This window comes from Sphingomonas sp. SP6 (genome assembly GCF_058313435.1).
This window is the reverse complement of sequence record NZ_JBZFLG010000002.1, coordinates 142,234-161,949: the sequence shown is the minus strand read 5'-3', so window position 1 is coordinate 161,949 and position 19,716 is coordinate 142,234. Positions and strand designations below refer to the sequence as shown.

Sequence of the window (19,716 nt, the reverse complement as noted above, 5' to 3'; positions counted from 1 at the left end):
CTCAGTCCGCGGCGGCGTGCGCGGCGCCGTTCGCCGCGGGACGACGGGTGAACCAGACGATCAGCGTCAGCGCGCCCGAGAGCACCGCCGACAGCGCGAACAGGTCGGTCGAGGCGAGCAGATACGCCTGCCCGACGAGCTGACGGGTCACCGCGGCCGCCGCCTGGGTCGAGGTCATGCCCAACGCCTCGAGCTGCTGGCGCGCCATCTGGAACGGCATGCCGCTGCCCACCGCCTCCGCCAGCCGTCCCTGGTGCAGCGCCTCGCGCCGGTCCCAGGCGGTGGTGATGATCGAGGCCGCGAACGAGCCGGCGACGATGCGGGTGAAGTTCGACATGCCGGTCGCCGACGGCAACCGCTGCGGCGCGATACCGTCCAGCGAGATGGTGAGCATCGACAGGAAGAAGGTGCTCATCGCGACCCCCTGCACCATCAGCGGCAGCGTGAAGTCCCAGGCGCTCGCGGTGGCGGTGTAGCCCGCACGCATCCAATAGGAGACGGCGAAGCTCGCGAAGGCGACGGTCGCCAGGATACGCGCATCGATCTTGCCGGAGAGACGCGCGACGAACGGGGTGAGCAGCACCGCCACGATCCCGCTCGGCGCCGCGATCAGCCCGGCCCAGGTCGCGGTGTAGCCGACCTGGGTCTGGAGCCAGAGCGGGAGCAGCAGGATGTTGGCGAAGAACACCGCATAGCCGAGGCAGAAGGCGACCGAGCCGATCGCGAAATTGCGGTTCTTGAAGAGCGTCAGATCGACCGCGGGGTGCTCGTCGGTCAACTCCCAGATCACCCAGGCGACGAAGCCGATCGCGGCGATCACGGACATGACCACGATCGTCGTGTCGTTGAACCAGTCGGCATTCTTGCCGAGATCGAGCATCATCTGGAGCGAACCGACCCACAGGACGAGCAACCCCAGCCCGACGGTGTCGATCGGCAGCTTCCGCGTCGGCGTCTCGCGCGACTTGAGGCCGTTCCAGCAGATCAGCGCGACGAAGATGCCGAAGGGCACGTTGATCAGGAAGATCCAGCTCCAATGGTAATTGTCGCTGATGTAACCGCCCAGGATCGGCCCCATGATCGGCGCGACCAGCGTCGTCATCGACCAGATGCCCAGCGCCGTCGCGCGCTTGTCGGACGGAAAGACCGAGATCAGCAGCGCCTGGCTGCCCGGCATGATCGGCCCCGCCACCGCGCCCTGGAGGATGCGGAAGGCGATCAGCGAGGGCAGGCTCCACGCGATCCCGCACAGGAACGAGGCGACGGTGAACAGCGCCACCGCGACGCAGAAGGTGCGCACCACGCCGAACCGGCCCATCAGCCAGCCGGTCAGCGGCACGAACACGCCGTTGGCGACCGCGAAGGCGGTGACGATCCAGGTCGAATTGTCGCTCGATACGCCCAGATTGCCGGCGATCGTCGGCAGCGAGACGTTGGCGATGGTGGTGTCGAGCACCATCATGAAGGTGCCGAGCGCCAGCGCGAAGGCGATCAGCGCGAGCCGGCCGCCGGTGAGAGGGGCGGGGCCAGCGGGCGCGGACGCCATCAGCGGTTCGCCGAGACGATCTGGCGAATCCGCGCCTCCACCTGCGGATCGAGCGCCGGCGGCAGCGTGCCGGAATAGGGCGCGGCGGCGGTCTCGCCCAGGCGCGCGCCGCCGGTGTTCGCGGTGTCGACCGTCGCCTTGACCGAGAGGCCGATGCGCAGCGGGTGGCTGGCGAGCTCCTTCGGATCGAGCGCGATGCGGACGGGCACGCGCTGGACGATCTTGATCCAGTTGCCGCTGGCGTTCTGCGGCGGCAACAGCGCGAAGGCATTGCCGCTGCCCGCACCGACCCCGACGACGCGGCCGTGGAAGACGGTGTCGTCGCCATAGGTGTCGGCGATGACGGTGGCGGGCTGGCCGATCCGCAGGTCCTTCAGCTGGGTCTCGCGGAAGTTCGCGTCGACCCAGGCGCGGCCGAGCGGGACGACCGCCATCAGCGGGGTGCCCGCCGCGATCTGCTGGCCGAGCTGGACGGTACGCTGCGCCACGACGCCGTCGACCGGCGCGACGATGTGCATGTGGCTGCGGACGATCGCCGCGCGGCGATAGGCGGCGGTGGCGGCGAGCACCGCCGGGTTGGTGTCGACGCTGGTGCCGCCGACCGTGGTGCGCGCCTGCGCCTGCTGCTCGCGCGCGAGCGCGAGATTGGCGCGGGCCACCTTCACCTGATCGGCGGCGTGGCTGAGCTCCTCGCCCGAGACCGCACCCTCGGCCGCGGCGCCGCGGCGGCGGCGAAGGTCATCCTCGGCGCGGGCGAGCTCGGCTTGCGCCTGGACGATCGTCGCGGACCCTTGGGTCACGCGGGTGAAGTCGGCGCGCGTGGCGCGGACGGCCTTCGCCAGATCGGCCTCCGCGGCGGCGAGGTTGACGTCGACGGTGGCGGGATCGAGGTCGATCAGCGGCTGCCCGGCCTTCACCGTCTGGGTGTTGTCGGCGTGGAGCGCCAGCACGGTGCCGGGATCGCGCGCGGTGATCGCGACGACGTCGCCGGCGACATAGGCGTCGTCGGTCTCCTGCTCGGGCTTGGCGAGCAGGAAGGTGAAGACCGCCCAGACGATCAGCCCGATCGCGACGACGACGCCCAGGACCAGGAAGGCGCGGCGGCGGGCGCGCGGCTTTCCAGTGACCGGCGGCGGCGCGGTCTCGCGCGGCTGGACGGTCGCTTGCGGATCGGCGGGCGTATCGGTCATGGGTTCGCGTCCTGGGGAGCGGAGAAGCCGCCGCCGAGCGCCAGCGCCAGCTGGACGCGGGCGAGCGCGGCGTCGAACTGGAGGTTGGCGAGCGTCAGCTGCGCGTCGAGCAGGCGAATGTCGGTGTCGACGAGGTCGAGCCGCGATTCGAGCCCGGAGCGGACGCGGACGCCGTTGAGCCGGCTCGTCTCGGAAAAGCCGCGCACGACCTCGCCCGCCTGCGCCTGCTGCGCGCCGAGCGTCTGGACCGAGGCGACCGCATCCGCGCCCTCGCGCGCGGCGGTGACGACGATCCGGTCATAGTCCGCGATCGCCGCGTCCTGCACCGCGGTTGCGGCGACGAGGTCGGCGCGGAGGCGACCGTGGTCGAAGATCGGCAGGTGGAGCGCGCCGCCGCTGCCGACCTGGGCCGCGTCGAGGTTGAAGAAATTGCCGACGCCGATCGCCTGGAGCCCCACGGTCGCGATCAGATTGACGTTGGGGTAGTAAGCGCGGCGCGCGACCTGTCGACCCGCCGCCGCCGCCGCGATCCGCGCCTGCGCTGCGGCCACGTCGGCGCGGCGGGCGAGCAGGTCGGCGGGGAGCACGTGCGGCAACGCGAGCGCATCGAGCCGCAGCGCGGTCGGCCGGATCGCGGCGGCATAGTCCGCGCCGTGCCCCGCCAGCGCCGCAAGCGCGTTGGCGGCGAGCGCCCGCTGCCCCGTCGCGCGTTCCGCCGCCTGGCGCGCCTGGGCGAGCAAAGTCTGCGCCGCGGTCGCGTCGAGTTTCGAGGCGAGCTGGTTACGAATGCGGACGTTCACGAGGCGCAGCGAGCCTTCGCGCGTGGCGATCGACGCGCGTGCGATCGTCGCCTGGCGCTCGGCCCGGGCCATGTCGAGGTACGATTGGACCACCGCGCCGGCGAGCATCAGCTTCGCCGCCTCGACGTCGAGCCCCGCTGCCTGCGCCGAGGCGCGCGCGCCCTCGATCGCGGCGCGCTGGCGGCCGAACAGGTCGAGGTTCCAGCTGAGGTTGGCAGCGCCGGTGCCGATGTACCGCACGGTTCCCGCATAGGGCGGCGGAATCGTGTAGCGGCCCGACAGGCGTGCGACCTGCGAGTCGGCGTCGAGCGTGACGTTCGGACCGTCGTCGGCACGGCGCTGGCGGAGTGCCGCCTCCGCCTGGCGGACGCGCGCGGTGGCGGCTTCGAGCGTCGGGCTGCCGGCGAGCGCATCTGCGACGAGGCGGTCGAGCTGGGGGTCGCCGAACGCGCGCCACCATTCGCGATCGACCTGCGGGACGACCGGACCGGTCAAGCCGAGCTCGGCGGCGGGCTTGGGGGTCAGCACCGGTCGGATGTCGGGGGCGCAGCCGGCGAGGAGCGCGGCGAGCAGGAGGATGAGCTTCACGCAGCGGTCTCCACCAGATCGGCCTCGATGCGGGTGCGCAGCCTCGTCAGGTTGCCGAGCAGCTGGTGGACGTCCGCTTCGGGCCAGCCTTCGAGCCAGGCGTTCCAGCGCGCGGTGACCTGCTCCTTGCAGCGCATCGCGACGGCGCGTCCCTCGTCGGTCAGCTCGAGGTCGACGCAGCGGCGGTCGTCGGTGTTGCGGGTGCGGGTGAGCAGGCCCTTGCCCTCCAGCGTGTCGAGCAGCCGGGTGACCGCTCCCTTGTCGTAGGCGAGGTCGCGGGCGACCTCGATCCCGGTCGTGGGTCCGTGCACGTGGATGAACACCAACGCCGACCAGTGGATCATGCTGATCCCCTCGGCCGCGAAGATCGGTTCGAGCGCCGCGACCTGCGCCTGGTAGAACCGGCGCGAGAGATAGCCGATCGACGACTCGGGTGTGAAAGGGACGGAGTCGTAGAAGGTCATACGGTTGATCTGGCAACCGTTGCCAAGGCAGTCAAGTGCGGAACCGTTTCGCCGCCGTGCCGTTGCTCGAAACAGTTGCGTGATCCGCACTTAGGAGATGTTCATGACCAGATCGCTGATTGCGCTTGCCGCCGCGCTCGCGTTCGCTGGACCGGCCGTCGCTCAGACGACCGCGCCCAACCCGGCCGACCGGCCGAGCACGCCGCTGCCCTACGATCCCGGGCACGACAGCAACACGCCCCGCAGCAACGCCATCGCCGCGGAGAGCGCCCCCGGCGTCGCCGACGCCAACAACGCGGTCGCCGCGCAAACCTCGCCCAGCGCGATCGACCCGGTCCAGGCGACCAAGGACCGGATGGCGTACCGCGCGGCGATGCGCGCCCGCCACCGCGAGATCGCGACCGACGCCGCGATCCAGGAGCAGCGCGAGGGCGCCTACGCCCAGGCGATGGCCGACTGGCGCGCCCAGGTCGCCGCGTGCGAGCGCGGGCATACCCGCGCATGCAAGCTGCCGACGCCCGACCCGCAGGCTTACATGGGCGAGTGAGCTAGGATTCCGGGCTGTTCGGCGAGATCGCCGGCAGCGCCGTGACCGGCTCGTGGGGGTCCTGCGGCTGCTGCCCGGCGGGCGGCGAGGAGGTCTCCGGCGTCTCCGACGTGCCGGCGCTCGACCCTTTGGAGGCCGCGTTGCCGTTCACGGCGTCGGTCTTCTGGTTGAGCGCTTCGCGCTGCTGGCCCGCAGACTGATCCATGAGCGCCTTCATGCCGAGGAACGAGCACAAGTTGGCGTACCGGAGGATCACCGTCTGTGCGCTGGCGTAATCAGAGGGCACCTTCGCGGTCCCCTGGAGCGAGGTCGCGCGGTAATTGTCCTGCGCGGCGAAGACGAGCGCCTGAACGTTGCTGAGATCGGGCGAAATCACGAACGAGTCGTCGTAGTTGCGCCATGCCGAATCGGCCAGGCCGACCGCGGCGGCCATGCCGGTGACGACGTTTTCTCCGGCGTTCGCAAGCCCCAGTACCGTCGAGACGGCAGTGCCCACGTCGTTCGTCAGCGTCCGCCCGAACCGGCGGCGGCGATACGCCTCGTCGGTCTTCGTGAAGAAGCGGGAACAGTAGATGTCCGACAGGGCGAAGCCCGCGGCGATGTAGCGGCGGATCGCGGCGCTCCCGGAAGCGTCTCGAGACGGAGTGGCTGTCGCATCGGCCGAAGGAAGGGCTCTGGCATCGGCCGGGATCGTCGGGTCCGCCCATAACACGCCGGTGGGGGAGTGCGCTTCCGACAGGACACGGTACAATGGGCCCACCACCTGGTCGAGCGGCGGCTCCTTGCCCTTGGGTGCGCCCGGCGTCGCGAAGACCGGATACGGGTTCTTGGGCGTCCCCAATGCAGCGTTGAGATCGAGCGAGGTGCAGCCCGAAAGCAGGGCAAGAGCGGTCCAAGCCGGCAGTTTGTGCATGTCTGTTCCCCCCGGAGGCGGTCCTCCACCGCCGGGGAGAAGATTACGCCCGAAGGAACCGCGCGGAAGGAGAAGCCGCCGTTCCGGCGACTTACCCCTCCGTTTCGGTGCGAACTTCGGTCAGGCGCTGTAGTACATGTCGTATTCGACCGGGCTCGGCGTCATCTCCCACCGCGCCACGTCGGCCCAGAGCAGTTCGACATAGGCCTCGATCTGGTCCTTGGTGAAGACGTCTCCCTTCAGCAGGAAGTCGTGGTCGGCCGTCAGGCTGTCGAGCGCCTCGCGCAGGCTCGCGCAGACGGTCGGGACCTCGGCGAGTTCGGCCGGGGGCAGATCGTACAGGTTCTTGTCCATCGCCTCACCCGGGTGGATGCGGTTCTGGATGCCGTCGAGCCCGGCCATCATCAGCGCGGCATAGGCGAGGTAGGGGTTCGCCATCGCATCGGGGAAGCGGACCTCGACGCGCTTGCTCTTCGGCCCGGTGCCATAGGGAATGCGGCACGAGGCGGAGCGGTTGCGCGCCGAATAGGCGAGCAGCACCGGCGCCTCGTACCCCGGCACCAGTCGCTTGTAGCTGTTGGTCGTGGGGTTGGTGAAGGCGTTGATCGCCTTGGCGTGCTTGATGATGCCGCCGATGAAGTAGAGGCACATGTCGCTGAGGCCCGCATAGCCGTTGCCCGCGAACGAAGGCTCCTTCCCGTTCCAGATCGAGAAGTGCGTGTGCATCCCCGAGCCGTTGTCCTCCTTGATCGGCTTGGGCATGAACGTCGCCGACTTGCCGTAGGCATGCGCGACCTGGTGCACGACGTATTTGTAGATCTGCATCCGGTCGGCGGTGGTGGTCAGCGTGCCGAAGGTGAGACCGAGCTCGTGCTGCGCGGCGGCGACCTCGTGGTGGTGCTTGTCGCAGGGAAGGCCCATCTCGATCATCGTCGAGACCATCTCGCCGCGGATGTCGACCGCCGAGTCGACCGGCGCGACCGGGAAGTAGCCGCCCTTGGCGCGCGGACGGTGGGCGAGGTTGCCGCCTTCGTATTCGCGGCCGGTGTTGGTCGGCAGCTCGATGTCGTCGATCTTGAAATAGGACTGGTTGTACGACGTGTCGAAGCGGACGTCGTCGAACATGAAGAACTCGGCTTCCGGCCCGACATAGACGGTGTCGCCGATCCCGGTCTCCTTCAGATACGCCTCGGCGCGCTTGGCGGTGGTGCGCGGGTCGCGGGCGTAGCCTTCGCCGGTCGAGGGTTCGACGATGTCGCAGAACACGATCAGCATCGGCGTCGCCGAGAAGGGGTCGGTATAGACCGCGTCGAGATCGGGCTTGAGCACCATGTCGCTCTCGTTGATCGCCTTCCACCCGGCGATCGAGGAGCCGTCGAACATGATGCCGTCGGTGAACTCGTCCTCGCCCATCAGCGACGCGACCATCGTCAGGTGCTGCCACTTGCCCTTGGGGTCGGTGAAGCGGAGGTCGATCCACTCGATCTCCTCGGACTCGATCTTCTTCAGAACGTCTGCGGCCGTGTTCGCCATGATGATATCCCTAGCTTGAAACTGTCGTCGGATCGGGCATGCGCCGTCAGATCGCGTCCTCGTCGCGTTCGCCGGTGCGGATGCGGAGCGCGGTCTCGACCGGGATCACGAAGATCTTGCCGTCGCCGATCCGCCCGGTCTGCGCCGCCTGCGCGATCGCCTCGACCACGCGGGAGGCGAGCGCGTCTTCGACGACGACCTCGAGCTTCACCTTGGGAAGGAAATCGACGACATATTCGGCGCCCCGATACAGCTCGGTATGGCCCTTCTGCCGTCCGAATCCCTTGGCCTCGGTGACGGTGATCCCCGACACTCCGACCTCGTGGAGCGCCTCCTTGACCTCATCGAGCTTGAACGGCTTGATGATCGCTTCGATCTTCTTCACGCCTGAACGCCCACCCCGGATGAACCCCTCGCCCCGTGCGGAGGACTTGCACCGAACGTGCCAGCCGCCGGCCAAGAGGGCAAGCGGAGTCCGGCGGCGTTAACTCCTGCCTAACGTTTGAGCAGTTGCCGTCTTTGGCGGCATCACCGCACCCCGGTCGGCGCCGGGACCTTGGCCGGGCCGTGTTCGCCCGTGTCGCCGGCGAGATGGGTCTTGGCCCAGTTCGCCTCGTCGATAACGTAGAGCCGGATCAGCTGCGCCTGCTCGGGAGTGAGCACCTTGGCGAAGCTGACCATGCCGTTCGCCTTGAGTGCACCGTCGATCAGGATCGACTTCCAGGCGCTCGCGTCGCCGAGCGTTCCCGAGCGCTGGAGGTTGGGCAGTACGCCGCCGCCCGCCGCGCTCGCGCCGTGGCAGACCTGGCAGTAGCGGCCGAACAGCGCCTGGCCCTGCGCGACCTGCGCGGGCGTAGCAGTCGAGGCGGGGATCTGCGAGGGCGTCTGGTCCTGCGCGGGAGAAGGCGGCAACTTCGCCGCGCCGCCGAGTTTGAAGACGAGCAGGCGGGGGACGTTCGGCACGTCGCGCGACGCACCCATCGCATAGCCGAGCGACAGCGGCAGCGCGCCGCCGCGACCGGCGAGGACCGCGATGTACTGGACGCCGTTCACGCGGTAGGTCGCCGCCCCCGCCATCACCCCGGTGCCGGTGGGATAGGCGAACAGCTGCTTGCCGGTGTCGGCGGCATAGGCGCGGAACTCGCCCATGGCAGTGCCCTGGAAGACGAGGTTGCCCGCGGTCGTCATCGTCCCGCCGTTCCACGGCGTCGGGTATTTGACCGTCCAGCGCGGCTTGTTCGCGACCGGGTCCCAGGCGACGAGCATCCCGGTCGCGCCTGCGGTCGCCGCCTTGATGATCGCGGGGTCACGCGGATACATCAGGGCGCCCAGGTTCTCGCCGACGTTGAAGCCGATCGGCTTGGCCTGGTTGAGCGGATCGCTAGCCGCCAGATATCCCGCGCCGACGATCTGCGCGGGGACGAAGGCGAGACCGACCTTGGGGTTGAAGCTCATCGGCTGCCAATTGTGCGCGGCGATCGCGCTCGGCACCGCGAGGAAGGGCTTGCCGGTCTTGTAGTAGCGTGCGGCGGGGTTCTCGATCGGCCGCCCGTTCGCGTCGTAGCCGGTCGCCCAGTTGACGCCGGGGATGAATTGGCCGGCGTTGATCAGCTTCCCGTTGGTACGGTCGACGACGTAGAAAAAACCGTTCTTGGGCGCCTGCATCAGCACCTTGCGCTGTTGGCCGCCGATTGTGAGCGTCGCGAGATTGATCGGCTGGGTCGCGGTGAAGTCCCAGGTTTCGCCGGGGGTCTCCTGATAGTGCCAGAGGTACTGACCCGTCTCGGGCTTGAGCGCGACAATTGACGACAGGAACAAGTTGTCGCCCCGCCCTTCGCTCCGCAGTCCGTGGTTCCAGGGCGAGCCGTTGCCGACGCCGAGGTAGAGCTGGTCGAGCTCGGCGTCGTAGACGATCGAGTCCCACACCGTGCCGCCGCCGCCCGACTGTTTCCACTGGCCGTTGGCCGACCAGGTCGGCGAAACCTTGGCCATCGCCGCGTCGCTCGCCTCATTGTCCTTCGCGCCGGTCGGGTTGGGGACGGTGTAGAAGCGCCACTTCTTCGCGCCCGTCGCTGCGTCATAGGCGGTGACGTAGCCGCGCACCCCGAACTCCGCGCCGCCGTTGCCGATCACCACCATGTCCTTCACCACGCGCGGGGCGCCGGTGATCGTGTAGGGCTTGGAGTTGTCGGTGGTCTGGACCGACCAGTCCTGCTTGCCCGTGCCTGCGTCGAGCGCGATCAGCCGGCCGTCGAGCGTGCCGACATAGACCCGGCCCTTCCACACCGCGACGCCGCGGTTGACGACGTCGCAGCAGGCCTGGACGCCCTTCTCCTTGTCGACGGCGGGATCGAACTCCCAGAGTTTCTTGCCCGTGGTCGCGTCGTAGGCGAACACCTTGGACCAGGGGCCGGTGACGAACATCTGCCCGTCGACGATCACGGGGGTCGCCTCCTGCCCGCGCGCATCGGGTAGGTCGGCGAACCAGGCGAGGCCGAGCTTGGCAACGTTGCCGGCGTTGACCTGATCGAGCGGGGAGTAGCGCTGCTCGGCGTAGTTGAAGCCGGTCATCGCCCAGTCGTCGCCGTCGCCGCCGGTCGTCAGCAGCGCCGCGTCGACCTTGGCCGCGCCGGTCGCGCCGGCCTTGTCGTCGCCCGCGACCTTGACGGTGCATCCGGCCAGCAGAGCCGCCGCCAGCAGCACGGAACCGATCCGCATCCCCAACCCTCCTCGTCGTCCCGCCATCGGGATCGGCGCGGATCGTGGCGCAGAACGGGGAGGGAGGGAAGGGGGTAAGTCGGTGGGCTTAGCCGGAGGGTCGGCCGGGTCGACGATCGTTTGCCTCTCCTGCAAGGTAAGGTGGCGCAAAGCGCCGGAGGGGTGTCGCGGTTAGAGAGGACGCTGCCCTCACTCCTCGTGACACCCCTCCGTCAGCCTTCGGCTGCCACCTTCCCTTGCAGGGGAGGCAAACGGTTACCCGAGCGCCGCCTGCTTCTCTTCGGCCTGGCGGTCGAGCTCGGCGCGGCTCTTCTTCTCAGCCGCGGTCTTGAGCTGGCCGCAGGCGGCGTCGATGTCGCGGCCGCGCGGGGTGCGGACGGGAGCGGAGATGCCGGCCTCGAACACGATGTTCGAGAACGCCCGCACCCGCTCCGGCGTCGAGCATTCGTAGGGGGCGCCCGGCCAGGGATTGAACGGAATCAGATTGACCTTGGCGGGGAGGCGGTACTTGCGGAGCAGCCGCACCAGCTCGCGCGCGTCGTCGTCGCTATCGTTCTTGTCGCGCAGCATGACGTATTCGAACGTGATCCGCCGCGCGTTGTTCGCGCCGGGATAGTCGGCACACGCCTGGAGCAACTCCTCGATCCCGTATTTTCGGTTCAAGGGCACGATCTCGTCGCGCACCTCCTTCGTCACCGCGTGGAGCGAGACGGCGAGATTGACCCCGATCTCCTCGCCCGCGCGCGGCATCATCGGGACGACACCCGAGGTCGAGAGCGTGATCCGGCGCTTCGACAGCGCGAGCCCGTCGCCGTCCATCACGATCTTGAGCGCGTCGCGGACCGCATCGAAATTGTAGAGCGGCTCGCCCATCCCCATCATCACGATGTTGGTGAGCAGCCGCCCCTCGGGCTGCGACGGCCATTCGCCGAGCGCGTCGCGCGCGAGCATCACCTGGCCGACGATCTCGCCCGCGGTCAGGTTGCGGACGAGGCGCATCGTCCCGGTGTGGCAGAAGCGGCAGTTGAGCGTGCAGCCGACCTGGCTCGACACGCACAAGGTGCCCCGATCGGCGTCGGGGATGAACACCATCTCGTAATCCTGCGCGTCGGGTGAGCGGAGCAGCCACTTGCGGGTGCCGTCCGACGACACCTGCGCCTCGATCACCTCCGGCCGCGCGATGACGAACCGCTCCGCGAGCCACGGCTGCATCGTCTTGGCGATGTCGGTCATCAACGCGAAGTCGGTGACGCCGCGGTTATAGATCCAGTGCCACAGCTGCTTGGCGCGCAGCTTGGCCTGACGAGGGTCGAGCCCGGCCTGGGCGAGCGCGTCGCGCAGTTCGTCCTTCGACCGCCCGAGCAGATCGACCCGCCCGTCGGCCCGCGTCGGCGTCGCACGCGCGACCGGCACGGGATCGATGTGCCCGGGAATGGGCATGAGGGCGGCCGAAGCTGTCTGCATGGCGTCCACATAGCGGGAAAGCGCGCCGATTTCCAGCGGGCGAGCAGGCCCGTGCGAGTCGATGCGGATCGAACCACGATGGGGGCGAATGCGATTGCGCTCGGCCGCGGGAACGATATCGACGACGGTCGGGCGCGAGACGCGGTGGACGAGCCGGCCCGACACCGTCCGCCTCGAGGCCGAAGTCCGCGTCGTCGGCATCGTTCGCCACGTCGTCAAACCCGGTAAGAGCGGGACCTTCAAACGCGTGCCCGAGCCGCTCAACGACACCACCTTTCGCCAGGTGGTGCTCCATGACGGTAAGACCCTGATGTGGGAGTTCACCAACGTGCCCACCGCTCAGATCGCCACCGACCCGAACCTGACGATCTACAGCAACATCGATGGGGCGAGCTTCACCGTCTACGACGAGACGACCGGGGCGGTGCTGGACCATGGCGGCGGACGCGAGGCGCGGCTCTCGATCACGACACCGCACACCGTCAGGGTCGTCTTCCACCCGGTGATCGTCGGCGGCGACAAGCCCGTCGCGCTCAAGGCTGCGGAGGCGACCGGCGTCCGGCTCGGATCGGACACGAGGATCGTCGGCAGCTACCTGCCCTAGTTCTGTTCAAGGAGGAACATCGGTGTCTCAAGAAGACGATCAGAAGGTCATCGACCTCGTCTCGAGGCTGATCGCGGAAGGCAAGGCCTTTTCGATCGCGACCGACCGGGACGATTCGATTGTGGATCCTGCCGGTTTCGATGCGGATGAGTCCCGGATTGGTCCGGGCGACGGTGACTGCGTCGAATGGGCTTACGTACCGGGACGCGGGCTGGTCTGCACAAAGCACGCCGGCTAGTCCGACCGCGGCCCACACCCCAACATCGCGGCGTCCACCGCGGTCGCCGCGCCGGTCAGAGCATAGGTGTCGGCGAACGCGCGGCCTCGCGCGCTGACGGTCGAGACGCTCATGCTGCGCCCACCGCGCATCGCCGCCACGATCGCACGGTCGGTCGCCGCGTCCGGGGACCAGGCGGCTCCCGTATCGGCCGACAGGGTGAAGCGGCGTTCGCCGATCGCGAGCGTCACCGGCGCCAGCGGGGAGCGGAGCGCGGAAAGGCGGATGAACACCGCGGCGCGGCGCTCCCGCCCGAAGCGTGCGGCGACGCTGGCGAAGGGCGCGCGCCCGCTCGCTCCGGCCTCGACGGGCGCGGAGATCGCATAGCAGCGCCCGCCGTCGTCGAATGCGCCCCACCGCCCCCACACCCCGATCGCGGCCTTCGCCGCGAGCGCGAGCGCGAGGCTCACGCGGGAGCGTGTCCGGTCCCGAGGTGGACGACCGTCTCCACCCCGCGCGCGATCATCGTCACCGTGCCCTGCGGGTGGCCGGGGAGGACCGGCGCGCCGCAGGGGTCCACCGGCGCGCCGGTCATCACCGCGCGCAATACCCGGCTGGAGATGCCGTGCATCAGGACCAGCCGGTCGCCGTCATCGTCGGCGGTGTCGGCGAGCCACGCGGAGACCCGCGCCGCGATCGCGTCGTAAGGCTCGCCGTCAGGCGCGGAGCGGAGCAATCCGCGCTCGTCCACCACCGGGCCGACCTCCGCGACGACGTCGGCGTAATAGCGCCCGCCCCAGCTGCCCATGCCGATCTCGGTCAGCCGCGGGTCGGTCCGTGCCTCGTGCCAGTCGAGCTCGAGATGCTCGGCGACGATCGCCAGCGTCTGGAGCGCGCGGCCCGCGGGGGAGGACCACATCGTCAGCGCCGGCTTCGCGCCGAGCGCCTCGCGCAGCGCGCGTCCCATCTCGTCCGCCTGGGCGAAGCCGGCGCGGGTCAGCGGGGTGTGCGGGGCGTCGCCCTGGAGCCGTCGGGCGGCGTTGAACACGGTCTCGCCGTGGCGCGCGATGAAGTCGCGCCCCGGCCTCTCGACCAGCGGTCTCGGGGTTGGAAGCATCGGGCGCGACTTCAACCCCGTGTGGCGCAAAAGCAACGGAAAACCGCGTTTATCCGCGGTTCATGCAACCTCGCCGCGCGCCACCCATTTGGCGATCCCCGGCCGTGGCCCCCTTCGGCCGGTGAGTTGAACGGAGTGATACTATGCGTGCTTACCTTCTCGCCGCCGTTTCGGCCGTCGCTTTCGCCACCCCCGCGCTCGCGCAGGATGCGCCGGTCGACGGCCCCTTCAATGGCCCGCGCGTCGGCGCCATCCTGGGCTATGACGCGCTCCAGCCCGGTAGCACCGAGGACTCGGACATCCGCGGCGACAACCAGACCGCGGACGGCCTCGTCTATGGCGGCGACGTCGGCTACGATGTCCAGCGCGGACGGATCGTGTTCGGCATCGAGGGCGAGGTGACCGGCTCCACGGCCAAGGTCAACAACAGCCCCGTCGATCCGAACAGCTTCGGCTACGGTCGCGTCAAGGCGGGTCGCGACCTTTATGCCGGCGCGCGCGTCGGCGCGCTGCTGACCCCGACGACCTTGCTCTACGCCAAGGGCGGCTACACCAACGGCCGGCTCGACCTGAACCGCAACGATACGATCAACGACTTCGACCGGCACTTCAACCTCGACGGCTATCGTGTCGGCGCGGGCGTCGAGGAGGCGATCGGCAGCAAGGCGTACATCAAGGCCGAGTATCGCTACTCGAACTACGGCGATGCCCGGCTCGAGTACGCCAACGGCGCGAACACCGACAATTTCTCGGTGGACACCGATCGCCATCAGGTGGTCGTCGGCGCCGGCGTCCGCTTCTAAGCGGGACCGCCGCGGCGAAAAGAGGGGCGGGGCGCTTGCCCCGCCCCTTTTTCTTTGGCTAGGACTCCGCGCCTTGGTTTGCCCCTGGTGCGAGTCCGGTGGGCCGGGGGGACTGACATGAAGGCGACGATCGAACGCGCGACGCTCCTGAAGGGGCTGAGCCACGTCCAGTCGGTGGTGGAGCGACGCAACACCATCCCGATCCTGTCGAACGTGCTGCTGGAGGCGACCGCCGAGGGCGCGCTCCGGATGATGGCGACCGACCTCGATCTCCAGATCAACGAGAGCGTCGCCGCCGCGGTCGACCAGGCGGGCGCGACCACCGTCTCCGCCCACACCTTGTTCGACATCGCGCGCAAGCTGCCCGAGGGCGCGCAGGTCTCGCTGACCGCCGCCGAAGGACGGATGGCGATCGTCGCGGGCCGCGCGCGCTTCTCGCTCGGCACGCTGCCGCGTGACGACTTCCCGGTGATCGCCGAGGGCGAGCTGCCGGTGAGCTTCGAGATGCCGGCGGAGACGCTGAAGCAGATCATCGACAAGACCCGCTTCGCGATCTCGACCGAGGAGACGCGCTATTATCTGAACGGCATCTACCTCCACGTCTCCGACGAGGGTGGCGCGCCGGTGCTGAAGGCGGCGGCGACCGACGGCCACCGGCTCGCGCGCGTGACGATGCCGCGCCCTGACGGCGCCGAGGCGATGCCGGGGGTGATCGTGCCGAGGAAGTGCATCGCCGAGCTGCGCAAGCTCCTCGACGAGGTCGACGGATCGGTCGGGGTGTCGCTCAGCACGACCAAGATCCGTTTCGACCTGGGACAGGCGATCCTCACCTCCAAGCTGATCGACGGCACCTTTCCCGATTACAGTCGCGTCATTCCGACCGGCAACGACAAGATCCTGAAACTCGATCCGGGCAGCTTCATGGAGGGCGTCGACCGCGTCTCGACGATCGCGACCGAGAAGACCCGCGCGGTCAAGATGGCGCTCGACCGCGACAAGATCACGCTCTCGGTGACGAGCCCGGAGAACGGGACGGCCGCCGAGGAGGTCCCCGGCGACTACACCTCCGCGCCGTTCGAGATCGGGTTCAACAGCCGCTACTTGATGGACATCCTGGGCCAGATCGACGGCGACGTGGTCGAGGTCCATCTCGCCGACGCCGCCGCCCCGACGCTGATCCGCGAGAACGACAAGGCGGTCGCGCTCTACGTGCTGATGCCGATGCGGGTGTGATGGCCGGCTATTGACACCGTTGTAAGTTAAGCGATATCGACACTCCTGTCAGCAAGGAGTCGTCCGATGTCCGCCAAACTCCCCCCGTTTCCGGGTACCGACGGCCGCCGCGACTGGCGGACCGCGTTCGATGCGATCGGCAAACTATTGTCGAACGGCGACGACACGACGCAGGTGTTCCGGATCATGCGCGCGCTCAACGTCGGCAACGCGCCGATGAACTACGCGCGGTTGATCGCGAGCGAGGAGGGCGGGCGGATCGCCTATGACCGGGTCGAGCTGGCCGAGCGCTTCACCGATCCCGCGTTCGTCGCGAGCTTCGCGCCAGGTACGGTCGGCGCGGCGTACCGGCACTTCCTCGAGTCTACGGGCTATTCGGCGGACGGGCTGGTCGCGGTGTCGAAGCTGGAGCCCGACGAGAAGGACTTCGCTCATCCCTACGCCTGGTTCGGGCGGCGCGTGCGCGACACGCATGACATCTGGCACGTGCTGACCGGGTATCAGGCAGACGAGAGCCTGGGCGAGGCGTGTCTGGTGGCGTTCAGCTACGCGCAGGTCGGCGGGCTCGGCTGGGCGTTCATCGCGTCGGCGGCATCGCTCAAGAGCCTCAAGGTCACCCGCGGCCGCCTCTTCGCGAAGGCGGTGTGGGAGGGGTATCGCCACGGCAAGGCGGCCAAATGGATCTCGGGCGAGGATTACCTCAGGCTCCTCCACGAGCCGATCGACGCCGCCCGCGCGCGGCTCGGCATCCGCGAGCCCGTCCGGTACCGGCGCGCGCAGCAGGAGCTCGGGCCGGAGCTGGCCTCGTACCTGAGCGAGCGGCGCGAGGCGGCTGTCGATCGCGCGCCGGAGCGGCTCGCCGCCTGACCCCGCGCCCGCTAGGACGGGCGCGATGCTCACGCGCCTGGTCCTGACCGACGTCCGCAACCACGCCGCGCTGACGCTCGCGCCCGGGCCGGGGTTCGTGGCGCTGACCGGGCCGAACGGCGCGGGCAAGACCAACGTGCTCGAAGCGATCTCGCTGCTCGCGCCCGGTCGCGGGCTGCGCCGTGCCGCCCTGTCCGAGATCGCGCGCGAGGGCGGCGCGGGGGGCTTCGGGGTCGCCGCGACGCTCGGCGACGCGACCGAGCTTGCGACCGGGGCGCTCGCGGCCGCGCCGGAGCGGCGGGTGGTGCGGATCAACGCCGCGGCCGCCAGCAGCAGCGCGCTGGCCGAGCGGGTATCGGTGCTGTGGCTCACCCCTGCGATGGACCGGCTGTTCGTCGAGCCGGCATCCGACCGACGTCGCTTCCTCGACCGGCTGACCTTGGCCCTGACCCCCGGCCATGCCGCTGCGGCGACGCGCTACGAAGCGGCGATGCGGACCCGCAACACGCTTCTCGCCGAGGACGCGCCCGACCGCGGCTGGCTCGCCGCGACCGAGCGACAGATGGCGGAGCATGGCGCGTCGCTCGACGCCGCCCGGCGCGACACCGTCGCGGCACTCGCCGAGCGCCTGGCGAGGGAGGGCGGCGACCTGCCGCGTGCAGCGATCGCGCTCGCGGGATGGCAGGGCGATGCGGCGACGCTGGAACGCAGCCTTAGCGCCGGCCGCGCCCGCGACGCCGCCGCGGGGCGGACGTTGGAGGGGCCGCACCGGCAGGACCTGATCGTGACGCACCGTGACAAGGGACGCGCCGCCGCACTCGCCTCCACGGGCGAGCAGAAGGCGCTGCTGCTCGGACTCATCCTCGCTCATGCCGGATTGGTGACGGAGCGCACCGGCGCCCCGCCGGTGCTGCTGCTCGACGAAGTGGCCGCGCATCTCGATCCCGCGCGCCGCGCGGCGCTGTTCGCGCGGCTGGCCGGGCGGGGGCAGGTGTGGATGACGGGGACCGAGCCGGCGCTCTTCGCCGACGCGCCGGGCGCGCAGCAGGTGGCGCTCGGCTGAACCTCGGCTGTCGGCTCCGCCCATCGCGCGTTCAGTGCGACTCGTCCAGGTCGGGTGCGTTGGACGAGAAAGAACAGAGGAGCTTGATCGATGAAGACCTTTCTAGCCGCGGGCCTGGCGCTCGCTTCGATCGCGACGCCTGCGCTGGCGCAGGGTCCTTGGGACTGGAGCGGCGGTCGCCCGGGTGGACGCGAGTTCCGGCTGGTCGGCGGCGGGGTCCGCCTGCTGATCCCCGAGCTCCGCGCGACCAATCGCGGCCGCGCGTTCGTGATGCGCAATTTCGATCGCAACCGCGACGGCGTGGTTCAGCCGCGTGAGGCCGAGATGGCCAACCGCGCCTTCCTTCAGATCGCCGGTCCGCGCCGCGACCGGTTCGAGTGGGACGGCTACGACCGTGGCTATGCGCGGCCCGATGCCCCCATGCCGCCGCGTGACGGGCCGCGCTGGGATCGCCGCGCGATGCGCGATTACGGCTTTCGCCAGACCCCGCGCGGCGCGACCATGACGATGTCCGACGAAGTGCTGTTCGCGACCGATTCGGCGACCTTGCGCCCCGGCGCCCGCGACAAGCTCCAGCCGCTCGCCGACTATCTGCGCGACAATCCCGGCGTGCGGGTCTCGATCGACGGCTACACCGACTCGCGGGGGAGCGACGCGCACAACCAGGATCTGTCGCAGCGCCGCGCCGACGCGGTGCGGACGGCGTTCGACGAGATGGGCGTGACCCGCGCGCGGTTCAGCGTGACCGGCCACGGCGAGGCCGATCCGGTCGCGCCGAACGATACGGCCGCCAACATGCAGCGCAACCGGCGGGTCGAAGTGACTCTGCTCGGCCAGCGGGCGGATGCGTTCCGCGGCGAATGAAGCCATGGGCTGGTGGGGTTACGCCTCCACCAGCCCCATCAACCGAGTCATCGCGTCGGCGAAGTCCTCCTTGAAGTCCTGCACGACCTGCGCCGCAGGGCGGATCTGGTCGACGAGGCCGACGCCCTGGCCGACGAAATAGGTCACTAGCTCGCGGGCCGCCGGGTCGCCGCCTTCCGCCGCGCGTTCGGCGGCGCGGATCGCGCTTTCGCTGAGCAGGCTCTGGTAGGGCATCGGCATTGCTCCGGGGCTTTCGGGGGCGTCCCATGCCTCCGTCCAGGCCGAGCGGAGCTGACGCGACGGCTTGCCGGTGCGACTGCGCGAACGGACGGTGTCGCGCGACGTGGCGGCGACCATTTTCTCGCGGAACACCGGCGAGCACTCGCTTTCGGGCGTGGCGAGCCAGACCGAGCCGGTCCACGCGCCGTCCGCTCCCATCGTCATCGCCGCCGCCATCTGCGCCCCGGTCATGATCCCGCCCGCCGCCAGCACGGGGGCGCGGCCCTGGGCGGCGCGAACGACCTCGGGGATCAAGACCATCGTCGACACTTCGCCGCAATGGCCTCCAGCCTCCGAGCCTTGCGCCACGAGGATGTCGACCCCGGCATCGAGCTGACGCAGCGCATGTTCCTTCGCGCCTACCAGGGCGGCCACCGGGACGCCGCGCTCGCGCCCCATCGCGATCATCGCCGGCGGCGGAACGCCGAGGGCGTTGGCGATCAACTTGATCGGATGGCGGAACGCCACGTCGAGCATCGCCAGGGCGAGATTGGGATCGAACGGCGCCGCGGCATCGTGCTCCGGCTCGGGCGGGATCATGACGTGGTGGCGCCGCGCGAGATCGGCGACGAACGCACGGTGCTCGGCCGGGACGTTCGCCGCGAGCGAACGGCGGGTCACGTCTTTCGCGCCGCCGGTGGCGAGGTTCTCGGGGATCAGGACGTCGAGACCGTAAGGCTTGCCGTCGACATGCGCGTCGATCCAGGCGAGCTCGGTCTCGAGGCTCTCGAGCGTGTGCCCTGTCGCGCCGAGCACCCCGAAACCGCCGGCGCGACTGACGGCGGCGACGACATCGCGGCAATGGCTGAAGGCGAGGAGAGGAAAATCGATCCCCAGCATCGCGCAGATCGGCGTTTTCATGGTCCTCTCCCCTTTTGCGGGGAGGTTATGCGCGCAAATCCGCCG

Annotated in this window: 20 protein-coding genes; 8 read left to right on the top strand and 12 right to left on the bottom strand. The window is 69.6% G+C overall.

The window, feature by feature from the left end; all coding sequences use genetic code 11:
• Position 1 precedes the first annotated feature (1 nt).
• Genes AC4GYY_RS06530 through AC4GYY_RS06515 form a run of 4 tightly spaced genes read right to left on the bottom strand, consistent with a single transcriptional unit; the run spans position 2 to position 4,588 of the window.
• Complete coding sequence (locus tag AC4GYY_RS06530) at positions 2 to 1,546, bottom strand: DHA2 family efflux MFS transporter permease subunit (RefSeq protein ID WP_491119458.1); 1,545 nt, start codon at positions 1,544 to 1,546, stop codon at positions 2 to 4.
• Positions 1,546 to 2,736: an HlyD family secretion protein gene (locus AC4GYY_RS06525; RefSeq protein WP_491119457.1), complete on the bottom strand. Its 1,191-nt coding sequence runs from the start codon at positions 2,734 to 2,736 to the stop codon at positions 1,546 to 1,548. The genes AC4GYY_RS06530 and AC4GYY_RS06525 overlap by 1 nt, the downstream gene beginning before the upstream one ends.
• Positions 2,733 to 4,124 carry an efflux transporter outer membrane subunit gene (locus AC4GYY_RS06520; protein WP_491119456.1) on the bottom strand — a complete coding sequence of 464 codons (1,392 nt, stop codon included), beginning with the start codon at positions 4,122 to 4,124 and terminating at the stop codon, positions 2,733 to 2,735. Before AC4GYY_RS06520 ends, AC4GYY_RS06525 begins: the two co-directional genes overlap by 4 nt.
• Entirely contained in the window at positions 4,121 to 4,588 is a 468-nt protein-coding gene (locus AC4GYY_RS06515) for a MarR family winged helix-turn-helix transcriptional regulator (RefSeq protein ID WP_491119455.1), read from the bottom strand. Before AC4GYY_RS06515 ends, AC4GYY_RS06520 begins: the two co-directional genes overlap by 4 nt.
• Before the next feature lie 103 nt (positions 4,589 to 4,691).
• Between AC4GYY_RS06515 and AC4GYY_RS06510 the strand changes: the two genes are divergently transcribed.
• The gene (locus AC4GYY_RS06510) at positions 4,692 to 5,135 is read left to right on the top strand and encodes a hypothetical protein (RefSeq protein WP_491119454.1); all 444 of its coding nucleotides are present in this window, start codon (positions 4,692 to 4,694) and stop codon (positions 5,133 to 5,135) included.
• A 1-nt stretch (position 5,136) separates the two neighbouring features.
• On the opposite strand, the gene AC4GYY_RS06505 is transcribed toward AC4GYY_RS06510, so the two are convergent.
• The 5 genes from AC4GYY_RS06505 to rlmN form a co-directional block, all read right to left on the bottom strand.
• Positions 5,137 to 6,048: a hypothetical protein gene (locus tag AC4GYY_RS06505; protein ID WP_491119453.1), complete on the bottom strand. Its 912-nt coding sequence runs from the start codon at positions 6,046 to 6,048 to the stop codon at positions 5,137 to 5,139.
• Between the two features lie 120 nt (positions 6,049 to 6,168).
• Positions 6,169 to 7,581, bottom strand: a complete 1,413-nt coding sequence (glnA, locus tag AC4GYY_RS06500; protein ID WP_491119452.1) for a type I glutamate--ammonia ligase — start codon at positions 7,579 to 7,581, stop codon at positions 6,169 to 6,171.
• Positions 7,582 to 7,627: 46 nt separating this feature from the next.
• Positions 7,628 to 7,966, bottom strand: a complete 339-nt coding sequence (locus AC4GYY_RS06495) for a P-II family nitrogen regulator (RefSeq protein WP_491119451.1) — start codon at positions 7,964 to 7,966, stop codon at positions 7,628 to 7,630.
• A 143-nt stretch (positions 7,967 to 8,109) separates the two neighbouring features.
• Complete coding sequence (locus AC4GYY_RS06490; protein ID WP_491119450.1) at positions 8,110 to 10,299, bottom strand: PQQ-dependent dehydrogenase, methanol/ethanol family; 2,190 nt, start codon at positions 10,297 to 10,299, stop codon at positions 8,110 to 8,112.
• 255 nt (positions 10,300 to 10,554) lie between these two features.
• On the bottom strand, positions 10,555 to 11,763 hold the full coding sequence (rlmN, locus tag AC4GYY_RS06485) for a dual-specificity RNA methyltransferase RlmN (RefSeq protein ID WP_491119449.1): 1,209 nt from the start codon (positions 11,761 to 11,763) through the stop codon (positions 10,555 to 10,557).
• Positions 11,764 to 11,851: 88 nt separating this feature from the next.
• On the opposite strand from rlmN, the gene AC4GYY_RS06480 reads away from it, so the two are divergent.
• Together AC4GYY_RS06480 and AC4GYY_RS06475 are read left to right on the top strand one after the other, a co-directional pair.
• A complete protein-coding gene (locus tag AC4GYY_RS06480; protein ID WP_491119448.1) occupies positions 11,852 to 12,367 on the top strand; it encodes a hypothetical protein in 516 nt (171 codons plus the stop codon).
• A 22-nt stretch (positions 12,368 to 12,389) separates the two neighbouring features.
• Positions 12,390 to 12,605 carry a hypothetical protein gene (locus AC4GYY_RS06475; protein ID WP_491119447.1) on the top strand — a complete coding sequence of 72 codons (216 nt, stop codon included), beginning with the start codon at positions 12,390 to 12,392 and terminating at the stop codon, positions 12,603 to 12,605.
• Here the strand turns inward: AC4GYY_RS06475 and AC4GYY_RS06470 are convergent.
• Positions 12,602 to 13,054 (bottom strand): hypothetical protein, encoded by a 453-nt coding sequence (locus tag AC4GYY_RS06470; RefSeq protein ID WP_491119446.1) that lies wholly within the window; start codon positions 13,052 to 13,054, stop codon positions 12,602 to 12,604. The genes AC4GYY_RS06475 and AC4GYY_RS06470 overlap by 4 nt on opposite strands.
• Positions 13,051 to 13,701, bottom strand: a complete 651-nt coding sequence (locus tag AC4GYY_RS06465; protein WP_491119445.1) for a histidine phosphatase family protein — start codon at positions 13,699 to 13,701, stop codon at positions 13,051 to 13,053. The genes AC4GYY_RS06470 and AC4GYY_RS06465 overlap by 4 nt, the downstream gene beginning before the upstream one ends.
• A 143-nt stretch (positions 13,702 to 13,844) precedes the next feature.
• Between AC4GYY_RS06465 and AC4GYY_RS06460 the strand changes: the two genes are divergently transcribed.
• The 5 genes from AC4GYY_RS06460 to AC4GYY_RS06440 all read left to right on the top strand — a co-directional run bounded on the left by AC4GYY_RS06460 (position 13,845) and on the right by AC4GYY_RS06440 (position 18,531).
• Positions 13,845 to 14,504, top strand: a complete 660-nt coding sequence (locus tag AC4GYY_RS06460; RefSeq protein ID WP_491119444.1) for an outer membrane protein — start codon at positions 13,845 to 13,847, stop codon at positions 14,502 to 14,504.
• A gap of 117 nt (positions 14,505 to 14,621) precedes the next feature.
• Positions 14,622 to 15,737, top strand: coding sequence for a DNA polymerase III subunit beta (gene dnaN, locus AC4GYY_RS06455; RefSeq protein WP_491119443.1), 1,116 nt, complete (start codon positions 14,622 to 14,624; stop codon positions 15,735 to 15,737).
• 66 nt (positions 15,738 to 15,803) lie between these two features.
• Complete coding sequence (locus AC4GYY_RS06450; protein WP_491119442.1) at positions 15,804 to 16,604, top strand: Coq4 family protein; 801 nt, start codon at positions 15,804 to 15,806, stop codon at positions 16,602 to 16,604.
• Between the two features lie 25 nt (positions 16,605 to 16,629).
• Entirely contained in the window at positions 16,630 to 17,667 is a 1,038-nt protein-coding gene (recF, locus tag AC4GYY_RS06445; RefSeq protein WP_491119441.1) for a DNA replication/repair protein RecF, read from the top strand.
• Between the two features lie 90 nt (positions 17,668 to 17,757).
• Complete coding sequence (locus AC4GYY_RS06440) at positions 17,758 to 18,531, top strand: OmpA family protein (RefSeq protein ID WP_491119440.1); 774 nt, start codon at positions 17,758 to 17,760, stop codon at positions 18,529 to 18,531.
• Positions 18,532 to 18,549: 18 nt separating this feature from the next.
• On the opposite strand, the gene AC4GYY_RS06435 is transcribed toward AC4GYY_RS06440, so the two are convergent.
• Positions 18,550 to 19,671 (bottom strand): NAD(P)H-dependent flavin oxidoreductase, encoded by a 1,122-nt coding sequence (locus AC4GYY_RS06435; protein WP_491119439.1) that lies wholly within the window; start codon positions 19,669 to 19,671, stop codon positions 18,550 to 18,552.
• Positions 19,672 to 19,716 lie beyond the last annotated feature (45 nt).